We start from the raw sequence: 11,787 nt of genomic DNA, 5'->3' as shown, positions 1-11,787 counted from the left end.
CGGGGGCGAGCGCCCGGGCCGATCAGACCCGTGTTCCGGTTCGTGACACGCCGTCATCAGAGATATGCTGGCCCGGTCCGCCCGGGGCGCAGGCCCCGCGATGTGGCCGGCCGTCGTGTACCGGCACACCGAATCTGACCACGCGACATAATGGTGACGTGACTACTGCGACCCTGCCTGAGCGCCCTGCCCCCGCTGCAGCACCTGCGGTGGGCCGCCCGAACCCGACGCAGATCGGCACGATCGTCTGGCTCGCCAGCGAGCTGATGTTCTTCGGCGGTCTGTTCGCGATGTACTTCACCCTGCGCTCGATGGCGCCGGAGACCTTCGCGGACGGACAGTCGAACTTCACCCACGGCTTCGCCCTGCTCAACACCACCATCCTGGTGCTGAGCTCCGTCACCTGCCAGATCGGCGTCTTCCTCGCCGAGGGCCGCTTCCCCGGCGGCACGCCGTTCCCGCCCCGCAAGCGCCGCGAGGGCTCGCTGCTGAACGTCGCCGGCTGGGGGATGATCGAGTGGTACACCCTCACCTTCATCCTGGGCGCGATCTTCGTGGCCGGCCAGGCGTACGAGTACACCGAGCTCGTCCACCACGGCGTGACGATGTCGTCCTCGCCGTTCAGCTCGATCTTCTACCTCGCCACCGGCTTCCACGGCCTGCACGTCATCGGCGGCCTGATCGGCTTCCTGATGGTCCTCATGCGCGCCTACGTCGCGGAGAAGTTCACGACCCATGAGCAGGTCTCGGCGATCTGCATCTCGTACTACTGGCACTTCGTGGACATCGTCTGGATCGTGCTCTTCTTCGTGGTCTACCTGCTCGACCCGATGATGACCTCGATCAGCCCCGACCACATCATCCCGGTCGACTTCGAGTGGAGCATCTTCTGATCTCCGCGACCGAGCCGCGCCCCGAGCCCGGCCACCACCCAGCTGTCCTTCCCTCCCCCGTCCGTCCCCTCCACGAATCGAGGTCCGAACCGTGAAGGCTCTCGCCGCACGTCGTCATCACCCGATGGCGCTACTCGTGATCCTGCTGCTCGCGCTCGTCGCGACCGGCGGGCTGTACGCGGCCCTGCAGCCGCAGACGGCTCAGGCCGAGGCCTACACGCAGGACGACGTCGAGGCGGGCGAGGCCCTGTTCCTCGCCAACTGCGCGACCTGCCACGGCCGCAACGCCGAGGGCCTCACCGAGGCCGACGGCTCGACGCTGGGCCCCTCGCTGGTCGGTGTCGGCGCCGCCGCGGTCGACTTCCAGGTGGGCACGGGCCGCATGCCCATGCAGCGTGCGGGCGCCCAGGCGGATCGCAAGCCGCCGCAGATGACGGAGGAGCAGACCCGTCAGCTCGCCGCCTACGTCGCCTCCCTGGGCCCCGGCCCCGCGGTGCCGGACGAGGAGTGGCTGGACACCAGCCAGGGCGATGCCACCCAGGGCGGAGAGATCTTCCGCATCAACTGCGCGATGTGCCATAACGCGGCCGGCGCGGGCGGCGCCCTGACCCGGGGCAAGTACGCCCCGGAGGTCACCGGTCTGGACCCCAAGCATGTCTACGAGGCCATGGAGACCGGCCCGCAGAACATGCCGGTCTTCAACGAGACGAACCTGTCCCCCGAGGACAAGCGCGACGTCATCACCTACCTGGAGAGCCTGGAGGAGACCGGCTCCCCGGGCGGCGTCTCGCTCGGCTCGCTCGGTCCTGTGACCGAGGGCCTGTACGCGTGGACGATCATCCTGTCCCTGCTCCTCGGCACGGCTGTGTGGCTGGGGGCGAAGGCCAAGTGAATGCGAGCATGAACACCAACCTCGACGGCACCTCCCCCGCCCGCGGCGTCAGCGCGATCGCCCCCAAGGAGGGCGGGGGCTTCCCCAACCCGGGTCTGCCCCCGCACACCCACCGCCAGGCGGACGACTCCGTGCCGGCGCAGAAGCGGGCCGAGCGCCTCGTGGCCGCGATGTTCCTGCTGAGCATCCTCGGCACGGTCGTCTTCATCGGCGCGTACTTCCTCGTCACCCCCACCGGGACGAACATCTTCGCGGAGGAGGGCACGCCCCGCGCGCTGTGGTGGTCGAACCTCGTCACCGGGCTCGGCTTCGCCGCCGCCGTGTTCTTCATCGGCGCCGCCGCCGTGCACTGGGCCAAGACCCTCATGCCCGATGAGGAGATGGTCGAGGAGCGCCACGACATCCGCAGCTCCGACGAGACGCGCGAGACCGCGGCCACCATGATCACCGACGGCCTCGCCGAGTCGGGCATCGCCCGCCGCCCCGTGATTGTCACCGGCATGGTCGCGGCCTTCGCCGCGCTCCCGATCGCCGTGCTGGCGCCGCTGTCGACCCTGGGTCCGCTGCCCGGCAACAAGCTCCATCACACCTTCTGGGGCCACAACCCCGGCCAGCGTCTCGCGCGGGACCACGACGGCACCCCGATCAAGCTGTCGGACGTCGCGATGAACTCGATCTTCCACGTCATGCCCGAGGGCCTCACCCACGAGACCCCGCATCACCTCGAGGAGCGTGCCAAGGCCGCGGCGGTCATCGTCCGCATCGACCCGAAGCTCGCCCAGAACGAGGACAGCATGAACATGGGCGTCGACGGCGTCCTCGCGTTCTCGAAGATCTGCACCCACGTGGGCTGCCCCGTGGCGCTGTACGAGCAGCAGACCCACCACATGCTGTGCCCCTGCCATCAGTCCACCTTCGACGTCACCGACGGCGCCAAGGTGATCTTCGGCCCGGCGCACCGTCCGCTCCCCCAGCTGCCGATCGAGGTGGACGACGAGGGCTACCTGGTGGCTCCCGGCGACTTCACCGAACCGATCGGGCCCAGCTTCTGGAACATCCACAAGGACAAGTGATCACATGACGACCACGACTCCCAGCTCCCGGAAGCAGGCTTCCGACGGCGAGGGCACCTCGCGCGCGTACAAGCTCGGTGCGATCGGCGGCGACTGGCTCGACCAGCGCGTCTCCGGCGGCGGACTCGTCAAGGAGTTCGCCCGCAAGATCTTCCCCGACCACTGGTCGTTCATGTTCGGCGAGGTGGCGCTCTACAGCTTCGTCATCCTGCTGATCTCGGGCACCTTCCTGACGATGTTCTTCGACCCCTCCATGGAGGAGGTCGTCTACAGCGGGCCCTACGAGGCGCTGCAGGGCGCCACGATGTCCCGGGCCTTCGAGTCCACGCTGGAGATCTCCTTCGAGGTCAAGGGCGGACTGCTGTTCCGGCAGATGCACCACTGGGCCTGCCTGGTCTTCATGGTCGCGATCTTCGTGCACATGTTCCGGGTGTTCTTCACCGGCGCGTTCCGCAAGCCCCGCGAGCTCAACTGGCTGGTGGGCTTCACGCTGATGATCCTGGGCATGGTGGCCGGGTTCTCCGGCTACTCCCTCCCGGACGACGTCCTCTCCGGCAACGGTCTGCGCGTCATCGACGGCCTCATGAAGGCCATCCCGATCGTCGGCACCTACCTGTCGATGCTCCTGTTCGGCGGCGAGTTCCCGGGCACGGCCATCATCCCGCGCCTGTTCACGATCCACATCCTGCTGGTGCCGGCGATGATTCTCGGTCTGATCGTCATCCACCTGGTGATGGTCGTGTGGCACAAGCACACCCAGTACCCCGGCCCGGGCCGCACCGAGCGCAACGTCGTGGGCTTCCCGGTGCTGCCGGTGTACGCCGCGAAGGCCGGCGGCTTCTTCTTCCTGGTGTTCGGCATCATCACGCTGATCTCCGCGACGACGGCGATCAACGCGGTATGGGTGTACGGCCCCTACGACCCCTCCCCCGTGTCCGCAGGATCCCAGCCCGACTGGTACATGCTGTGGACCGACGGCGGACTCCGTCTGATCCCCGGCTGGGAGTTCACGATCTTCGGGTACGTGATCTCGCTGAACATGCTGATCCCGATGGCGATCTACGGCGCGTTGCTGGCGGTGCTCGCCCTCTACCCGTTCATCGAGGCCTGGGTCACCGGCGACGACCGCGAGCACCACGTGCTGGACCTGCCGTACAACGCCCCGGTCCGCACCGCCTTCGGCGTCTCCTGGATCATGACCTACCTGATCCTCGCCCTGGCCGCGACGAACGACCTCATCGCGATCGCCCTGCACCTGTCGATCAACGACCTCACCTGGGCCTTCCGCATCGGCATCTTCGTGGTCCCGGTCCTGTCGTTCTACATCACGAAGCGGCTGTGCCTGTCGATCCAGCGGCAGAAGCGCAACCTCGCCCTGCACGGCAAGGAGACCTCCCGCGTGGTCCGCACCGAGACCGGTGACATGCTCGAGGTCCACGCGCCGCTCAGCGATTACGAGCGCTGGGTGCTCGTGCAGCACGACGACTACCGTCCGCTCTCCGCGGGCAAGGGCGTCTCCTCGCTTCGGGCGAAGGCGACGAGCTTCTTCTTCAAGGATCGGATCGAGCCGATCACCCCGGCCGAGCTGCGCGAGGCGATCGCCCACGCCGAGCACGAGAAGCACGAGCTCGACGAACTCACCGGTGGCGACTACCGCACCCCCGCGGAGAAGGCCGTGCACTGATGACGGCACGGCGCTGAGCCGCCGCACCCCGTCGACGGGCCCCGAGGAGCATCTCCTCGGGGCCCGTCGCTGTCGGCTGCGGCTTCCGGGGACGACGGGTGGGGGCCACGGCGCTCGGGCCACATCGCAGGCCCACTGTCATCGCCGTGCGACCATCGGGCCGGCACGCGGGCGACCGCGGTCAGTCGAGGTGCGGACTCGGGGGCCCGGAGGGGCGAGCGGACAAGCGTCCCGCGGCCGCCTCGACGAGGTAGCGGGCAGCCGTCGGCCCGAGACCGCTCTGCGCGCGGCACAGGGCGCGCACAGAGCGCAGCGGACGCTTCCGGGGGTCCAGGCCCTCCCGGGACAGCGTCTCCACGGCCCAGAGCCGTCCCCGCTCCAGCCCGTCGCGGTCTCCGAACACGGCGCGGATCCGCGCCTCGGCGCGTGTTGCCGGTGACCTGCCGCCGATCATCAGATCCCCCCTCGACTGCGGACGGTGCTGCGCGGGGCCCGGAGCACCGCCTCGGGCGCGCCGCGTGCCGACGCACCGCTGCGCTCACGGTAGCACCAGGGATTCCGGCCGATGCCCGCCCACGGGTACCCGACGGGCTCCCGCCGGGCCGGCACCGGGGAGCTCTGCCGCTCGGCACCCACGCCGGCGCAGGGACGCCGACACCGGTCCCCGGAGGACGAGGAGGCTCGTCGGCGAGCGTCCTCGTCCTCCGGGGACCGGTGAGCGACATCCGTGCGGGGATGCCTCACCGCACACCCGAACTCCGCTGTTCTCGCGGATACCCCCGCCTCCAGGGCCTGCCCGCGCACCCAGGGTGCTCGGCGGCGCCCCGACATGCCCGGGAGCACGCGACGGCTCCACCGCGACACGCGCCCCGGGGATGCAGAAAGGGCCCCGCAGCGCTGTCACGCTGCGGGGCCCTGTCCGAGGCCGCTCCCGGAGGGGCGGCGCGGTCTCAGTGCTCGTGCTGGCCGGTCGAGAACTCCAGCACCCAGCTGAGCACGCCGTACACGGCGAAGATGACGCCGAAGGCGAGGATCCACCAGCCGGCCGCCACGCCCAGGAAGCACAGGGCGGCGCCGATGGCCGCCCAGAGCGGCGCCCAGCTGTAGGGAGCGAAGCTGCCCTGCACGCCGGCGTCGTCCTCCACCTCGGCGTGCAGATCCTCCGAGGCACCCAGTTCGTTCTTGCGGATCACCAGGCTGAGCACCATGGCGATCATCAGGGCCAGGCCCGTCACGGCGATGAACGCCGGGAAGCCGACGGTCTCGATGCCGAGGGGTTCGTACATGCCGGTGATGACGGCGTACGCGACGGTGACGATCAGGAAGAAGACCGCCAGGATCCAGAAGATCTTTGCAGCAGCTCTCATGTCAGTTGGTCCTCGGGTTCTTCGCGGGTTCTTCGACGAGCATGTGGTCCTGCAGCGCGACCTCCGGGTGGTGGAGGTCGAACGCGGGACGCTCGGACCGGACGCGGGGCAGGGAGTGGAAGTTGTGGCGCGGCGGCGGGCACGAGGTGGCCCACTCGAGCGACGCTCCGTAGCCCCACGGATCGTCGACCTCGACCTTCTTCCCCTTCATGTGCGTGAGCACCACGTTGAGGAGGAACGGCAGCGTAGAGACGCCCATGATGATCGCGCCGATGGTGGAGATCTGGTTCATCCAGTCGAACCCGTCCTCGTAGAGGTAGTTCACGTACCGACGCGGGGCGCCGGCCACGCCCAGCCAGTGCTGGATGAGGAAGGTCATGTGGAAGCCGATCATGAGCAGCCAGAAGTGGATCTTGCCGATCTTCTCGCTGAGCTTGTAGCCGAACATCTTGGGCCACCAGAAGTAGAAGCCCGCGAACATCTCGAAGACCACGGTGCCGGCCATCACGTAGTGGAAGTGGGCGACCACGAAGTACGTGTCCGAGAGGTGGAAGTCGAGCACCGGCGAGGACAGGATGACGCCGGTCAGGCCGCCGAAGGCGAAGGTGGTCAGGAAGCCGAGGGTGAAGAGCATCGGCGTCTCGAAGGTCAGCGACCCCCGCCACATCGTGCCGATCCAGTTGAAGAACTTCACGCCCGTCGGGACCGCGATCAGCATCGTCATGAAGGCGAAGAAGTCCAGCATGACGGCGCCGGTGGTGTACATGTGATGGGCCCACACGGTCACCGAGAGGGCGGCGATGGCGATCGTCGCGCCGACCAGGGTCTTGTACCCGAAGATCGGCTTGCGCGAGAAGGCCGGGAAGATCTCGGAGGCGATGCCGAAGAACGGCAGGGCCAGCACGTACACCTCGGGATGGCCGAAGAACCAGAAGAGGTGCTGCCACAGGATCGGGCCGCCGTTGGCGGGATCGAAGATGTTCGCCTCGAAGCGGCGGTCAGCGCCCAGCGCCAGCAGCGCGGAGGCCAGCGGCGGGAACGCCATCAGCACCAGCACGGCCGTGATCAGCGTGTTCCAGGTGAAGATCGGCATCCGGAACATGGTCATGCCGGGCATGCGCAGGCACAGGATGGTGGTGATGAAGTTGACCGAGCCGAGGATCGTCCCGAAGCCCTGCAGGGCCAGGCCGAAGACCCACAGGTCACCACCGAGCCCCGGGGAGAAGGTGGTGTCCGACAGCGGCGCGTAGGCGAACCAGCCGAAGGACGCCGCACCCTGCGGGGTGAGGAAGCCGGCCACCACGATCAGCGAGCCGAACAGGGTCAGCCAGAAGGCGAACATGTTCAGGCGCGGGAAGGCCATGTCCACGGCGCCGATCTGCAGCGGCACCAGGTAGTTCGCGAAGCCGTTGAACAGCGGCGTGCCGAACATCAGCAGCATGATCGTGCCGTGCATCGTGAACAGCTGGTTGTACTGGTCCTTGGAGACCACGACCTGCAGGCCGGGCTCCCAGAGCTCGGTGCGGATGCCGAGCGCGAGCAGGCCGCCGAACGCGAAGAACGCGAAGGCCATGCCCATGTACATCATGCCGATCAGCTTGTGATCGGTGGTGGTCAGCAGGTTGAAGAACTGCCTGCCCTTGCTCGTGGGCGCGGACTCCTCGAAGCGGGCCGGCACCGCCGTGCCCGGTCCCGCGGTGGTCTCGGTGCTCACTCGTCGTCTCCCTCGGTGTAGCGAGGACCGGCCTCGTCATGCAGCTCTCGCATGCTCCACTCCTCCTCGTTCCGGTTCAGGTCCACGCCGAGCTGTCCCTCGTAGCCCTGATCCCGCAGGTCCTGCATGTGGGCGTCGAACTCCTCCTGGGAGACGACGCGGACGTTGAAGAGCATGTCGGAGTGGTACTCCCCGCACAGCTCCGCGCACTTGCCCTGATAGGTGCCCTCACGCGTCGGGGTCACCTGGAAGGTCGTGGTGTGCCCGGGCATCATGTCCTTCTTGTACAGGAAGTCCACGACCCAGAACGAGTGGATGACGTCGCGGGAGTCGAGCTGGAACTCGACGGTCTGGTCGACGGGGAGCCAGAGCGTGGGCAGGGACTCCGCCGCGCCCGGCTCTCCGGTCGCGAAGGACTGGACACCGGCCGGCTCGTGCACGTCGTCGTCGACGTAGTTGAAGTCCCAGCTCCACTGCTTGCCGACCACGTTGACCGTGTAGTCCGGCTCCGCCACGTGCATCTCGATCTCGTTCGCGTCGCGCTGGGTGAAGTAGAAGAAGGTCAGCACCATGACGACGGGGACGAGCGTGAACATCAGCTCGAGCGGCACGTGGTAGCGCAGCTGGATGGGGTATCCCGCATCGTTGCGACGGCGGCGGTAGGCGACCGCGCACCAGATGGTCAGGCCCCAGATGATGAGCCCGACCAGGACCAGCACGGCCCAGGACCCGACCCAGAGGTTCGTGATCCGCTCGGTCTGGTTGGTGACCTCCTGGCCGTCGTCCGGGCCGGGCAAGAATCCACGCTGCTGCGCCTGGGTACAGCCGGCGAGGACCAGGGTGGCCAAGGCGAGGCCTGCTGCGGCGGCGCGGCGTCCGCGCCGCGCACGCTGGGGGACCTGGGGGATCACAGGGAATGACCTTCCGCTCGTCGTCTCCGGCCCTCGTCGTCTCCCCGAGGGCGCGTCGCCTCGGGCCGACTCCTCGGTGCGGAGCTGGTACTGATGTGGGCGGGACCTGCCCACCGTGCCGTGCCGCCTCACTGAGGAGAAGGCCGTGGCAGGCCGCGGGCCCGCCACGTGACGGCACCCTGTCATCATACGGGGTTCGCGGCGTCCTGCGACCACCTCGGCGCGCCGCACCCCGGCCCGCCCCGCACGCCGTGACCTCTCCGTGATGCCGGCGTTGCCGGTCTCACAGCAGATCGGGCCCGACCGGGTGACGTGATCGTCACCGGGTCGGGCCCGAGAGCTTCGTGGGCCGGGCGCCTCGCGCCGCGGCCGACGGTGTCAGGAGAAGGAGTCGCCGCAGGCGCAGGAGCTGCCCGCATTGGGGTTGTCGATGGTGAAGCCCTGCTTCTCGATGGTGTCCGAGAAGTCGATGACCGCACCGGTGAGGTACGGGCTGGACATCTTGTCGACGATCACCTCGACGCCGTCGAAGTCGGCGACCAGATCGTCCTCCATCAGGCGCTCGTCGAAGTACAGCTGGTAGATGAGGCCGGAGCAGCCGCCGGGCTGCACCGCGATCCGCAGGCGCAGATCGTCGCGGCCCTCCTGGTCCAGCAGCGTGGTCACCTTCTGCGCGGCGCCGGACGTGAGGGTGACGCCATGCGCCGCGGTGGGGCGCTCGGTGGTCGTGGTCATGAGGTCCTCCTCGAAGCTCGATTCCGCCCAGGATACGCCCCGTGCCCCGCGAACGGGGACGGGCCCGGCGCGCGATCCCGCTCGCCGTCCCGGCCGGAGGTCACAGCACGCCGCGGAAGACGGCCAGCAGCAGCACCCCGCCGTAGCCGAGGACCACCCCGAGGATCGCGCCCGTGGCGGCATCGCGGCTCGCTCCGCGCAGCACCGCCGAGACGGCCCCGATGACGACGGCGAGGACCGCGAGCAGACCCCACCACAGGAAGAAGTACCCGGCGAGGAATCCGATGAGGACGCCGAGGAACAGCAGCGGGATCATGAGCGCGGAGACCCTCGGGCTGCCTCCGCCGCTGCGCTCCGGCGCGCTCACGCCGGCCGCCCTCCCAGCGAGCCGGCGCCCCGCAGGAGCAGGGCCTCGGCGAGGCAGACCCGGCCGAACTCGCCCAGGTGGAGGGACTCGTCGATGCCATGGGCTCGGGACTCGGGATCCTCCACACCGGTGACCAGGACCTCGGCCGCGGGGAAGACCTCGAGCAGGTCCGCGATGAAGGGGATCGAGCCGCCCAGACCGGTGTCCACCGCCGGGGTGCGCCACGAGGCGGCGAAGGCGGATCGGGCCAGGTCCATGGCCGGCGAGCCCTGGCTGGCGCTGTAGGGCTTGCCGCGCTCCCCGCGGCGGACGCTGACCGCGGCCGTCGCCGGGGCGTGCCGCTCGAGGTGGCCGACCAGGGCCTCCATCGCCGCATCGGGGCTCTCCCCCGGCGGGATCCTCAGGGACACCTTGGCCCGCGCGACGGGCACGAGCGTGTTCGAGGCGTCACGGACGCTCGGCGCGTCGATCCCGATCACGGACAGCGCCGGGCGGGCCCACAGCCGCGCGGTCAGCGGGCCGCTCCCGGACAGCGCGTGGCCGTCGGGGACGCCGGCGTCCCGGCGGAAATCGGCCTCGTCCATGTCGACGGCGGGATCGGGGGCGCGCACGAGGCCCTCGACGGCGACCTCGCCGTGCTCGTCGTGCAGGGTGGCCAGCAGCCGGGAGAGCTGGGTCAGCGCATCCAGCACCGGCCCTCCGAACAGCCCGGAGTGCACGGCGTGCTCCAGCGCCCGCACCTCGACGACGACGTCGACGACGCCCCGCAGGCTCGTGGTCAGGGCCGGGGTCCCGACGGCCCAGTTCGCGGAGTCGGCGACGACGATGAGATCGGCCGCCAGCGCCTCCCGATGCGCCTCGATGAAGGGGCGGAACGTCGGCGAGCCGGCCTCCTCCTCGCCCTCGACGAAGACCGTGACCCCGACGCCGTCGCGCGCGAGCTCCTCCCCCACCAGCCGCAGCGCCGTGACGTGCGCCATGACGCCGGCCTTGTCGTCGGCGGCACCGCGACCGTACAGACGTCCCTCGCGCTCGACGGGCTCGAAGGGCGGCGTGGTCCAGTCCGCGGGGTCGCCCGTGGGCTGCACGTCGTGATGCGCGTACAGCAGCACCGTGGGCCGACCGTCCGCGGCCGGGCTGCGCCCGATCACCGCGGGGGCGCCCTCGCCGACGGACTCGATGCTGACGGAGTCCATGCCCGCGCCGCGCAGCAGCTCGGCCACGGCCTCGGCGCTGCGGTGCACGGGATCGCGGTCGTGGCCGGGGAAGGCGATCGAGGGGATGCGGACGAGATCCTTGAGGTCCTCGACGGCCTCCGGGAGCAGCGGCTCGAGCCGCGCACGCAGCGCCTCGATCTCCGCGGCGTCGCCGGTCAGGTCTGGGTTCTGCTCGGGAACGGGGGAAGAGCTCATGCGCGTCACGGTACCGCCGCGACGCCCCTTCGCGCCTGCTGCGGAGGGATCTCACCCCGGCGCACCGGGGAATCACAGGGCGGTGCACCTAGAATGCCCCGGTGATCTTCCGCAAGTCAGAGACCCCCCAGACCCCCGAACCGGCGCCCGAGCCCGCGCGCCCCGGCAGCAAGGGGCGGCCCACCCGCTCCCGCAAGGAGGCCGAGGCGGCCCGGCGACGTCCGCTCGTGGTCGACGACCGCAAGGAGGCGCGTCGACGCGACCGCGAGCGCTCCCGGGTGGAGCGCGCGGAGGCCCAGCAGGCGCTGATGACCGGCGACGAGAAGAAGATGCCCCTGCAGCACCGCGGTCCCGAGCGGCGCTTCGTGCGCGACGTGGTCGACTCCCGGCACAACATCGCCGAGTACTTCTTCCCCGTCGCCCTCGTCTTCATGCTGGTCGCCCTCGTGATGCCGCTGGTGCGCCCAGACCTGTACACGCTCATGAGCACCGGCATGATCATCGTGCTGTGGGGCGGCATCCTGCTGTGCGTCGTCGATGCGCTGCTGCTGCGCCGGCGGCTGCGCCGCGTGCTCACGGAGCGGTTCGGCAGCGTCGGCGGAGGGCTCGTGGGCTACGGCATCATGCGCGCGATCCAGATCCGCCGCTTCCGCCTGCCGCGCGCCCAGATCAAGCACGGCCAGGAGCCGCGCTGAGGGGCGCACCCCGCACACGGGAACGGCCGACGCGATCGCTCGCG

11 protein-coding genes are annotated in these 11,787 nt (G+C 69.7%); 5 read left to right on the top strand and 6 right to left on the bottom strand.

The window, feature by feature from the left end:
- Window positions 1-158 precede the first annotated feature (158 nt).
- From CXH06_RS16680 to CXH06_RS16665, 4 genes are all read left to right on the top strand, one after another.
- A complete protein-coding gene (locus CXH06_RS16680) occupies window positions 159-893 on the top strand; it encodes a heme-copper oxidase subunit III (RefSeq protein WP_114856329.1) in 735 nt (244 codons plus the stop codon).
- Between the two features lie 91 nt (window positions 894-984).
- Window positions 985-1,785 (top strand): c-type cytochrome, encoded by an 801-nt coding sequence (locus CXH06_RS16675; RefSeq protein WP_114856328.1) that lies wholly within the window; start codon window positions 985-987, stop codon window positions 1,783-1,785.
- Window positions 1,786-1,793: 8 nt separating this feature from the next.
- Window positions 1,794-2,858: a ubiquinol-cytochrome c reductase iron-sulfur subunit gene (locus CXH06_RS16670; protein WP_114856327.1), complete on the top strand. Its 1,065-nt coding sequence runs from the start codon at window positions 1,794-1,796 to the stop codon at window positions 2,856-2,858.
- Between the two features lie 4 nt (window positions 2,859-2,862).
- A complete protein-coding gene (locus CXH06_RS16665; protein ID WP_114856326.1) occupies window positions 2,863-4,542 on the top strand; it encodes a cytochrome bc complex cytochrome b subunit in 1,680 nt (559 codons plus the stop codon).
- A 950-nt stretch (window positions 4,543-5,492) separates the two neighbouring features.
- Here CXH06_RS16665 and CXH06_RS16655 read toward each other — a convergent pair.
- The 6 genes from CXH06_RS16655 to CXH06_RS16630 all read right to left on the bottom strand — a co-directional run bounded on the left by CXH06_RS16655 (window position 5,493) and on the right by CXH06_RS16630 (window position 11,048).
- Window positions 5,493-5,909, bottom strand: a complete 417-nt coding sequence (locus CXH06_RS16655; protein WP_114856324.1) for a cytochrome c oxidase subunit 4 — start codon at window positions 5,907-5,909, stop codon at window positions 5,493-5,495.
- Window position 5,910: 1 nt separating this feature from the next.
- Window positions 5,911-7,623 (bottom strand): cytochrome c oxidase subunit I, encoded by a 1,713-nt coding sequence (gene ctaD, locus CXH06_RS16650; RefSeq protein ID WP_114856323.1) that lies wholly within the window; start codon window positions 7,621-7,623, stop codon window positions 5,911-5,913.
- Window positions 7,620-8,534, bottom strand: coding sequence for a cytochrome c oxidase subunit II (coxB, locus tag CXH06_RS16645; protein WP_114856322.1), 915 nt, complete (start codon window positions 8,532-8,534; stop codon window positions 7,620-7,622). Before coxB ends, ctaD begins: the two co-directional genes overlap by 4 nt.
- Window positions 8,535-8,912: 378 nt before the next feature.
- On the bottom strand, window positions 8,913-9,269 hold the full coding sequence (gene erpA, locus CXH06_RS16640; protein WP_114856321.1) for an iron-sulfur cluster insertion protein ErpA: 357 nt from the start codon (window positions 9,267-9,269) through the stop codon (window positions 8,913-8,915).
- 100 nt (window positions 9,270-9,369) lie between these two features.
- A complete protein-coding gene (locus tag CXH06_RS16635) occupies window positions 9,370-9,636 on the bottom strand; it encodes a hypothetical protein (RefSeq protein ID WP_114856320.1) in 267 nt (88 codons plus the stop codon).
- Window positions 9,633-11,048: a dipeptidase gene (locus tag CXH06_RS16630; RefSeq protein ID WP_114856319.1), complete on the bottom strand. Its 1,416-nt coding sequence runs from the start codon at window positions 11,046-11,048 to the stop codon at window positions 9,633-9,635. The genes CXH06_RS16635 and CXH06_RS16630 overlap by 4 nt, the downstream gene beginning before the upstream one ends.
- Before the next feature lie 101 nt (window positions 11,049-11,149).
- Here CXH06_RS16630 and CXH06_RS16625 point away from each other — a divergent pair, with 101 nt between their 5' ends.
- On the top strand, window positions 11,150-11,743 hold the full coding sequence (locus CXH06_RS16625) for a DUF3043 domain-containing protein (RefSeq protein ID WP_114856318.1): 594 nt from the start codon (window positions 11,150-11,152) through the stop codon (window positions 11,741-11,743).
- The last annotated feature ends 44 nt before the right edge of the window (window positions 11,744-11,787 follow it).

Source organism: Brachybacterium sp. YJGR34, from assembly GCF_003347015.1.
Lineage (GTDB): Bacteria > Actinomycetota > Actinomycetes > Actinomycetales > Dermabacteraceae > Brachybacterium.
The sequence above is the reverse complement of the archived record's forward strand: the minus strand, read 5'-3'. Positions and strand labels throughout refer to the sequence as shown.

Bases quoted from the DNA above. Each gene is read 5' to 3' on its own strand.
- CXH06_RS16665 (WP_114856326.1), top strand. From the start codon at position 2,863: ATGACGACCACGACTCCCAGCTCCCGGAAGCAGGCTTCCGACGGCGAG.
- CXH06_RS16670 (WP_114856327.1), top strand. From the start codon at position 1,794: ATGAACACCAACCTCGACGGCACCTCCCCCGCCCGCGGCGTCAGCGCG.
- CXH06_RS16630 (WP_114856319.1), bottom strand. From the start codon at position 11,048: ATGAGCTCTTCCCCCGTTCCCGAGCAGAACCCAGACCTGACCGGCGAC.
- erpA (WP_114856321.1), bottom strand. From the start codon at position 9,269: ATGACCACGACCACCGAGCGCCCCACCGCGGCGCATGGCGTCACCCTC.
- CXH06_RS16655 (WP_114856324.1), bottom strand. From the start codon at position 5,909: ATGAGAGCTGCTGCAAAGATCTTCTGGATCCTGGCGGTCTTCTTCCTG.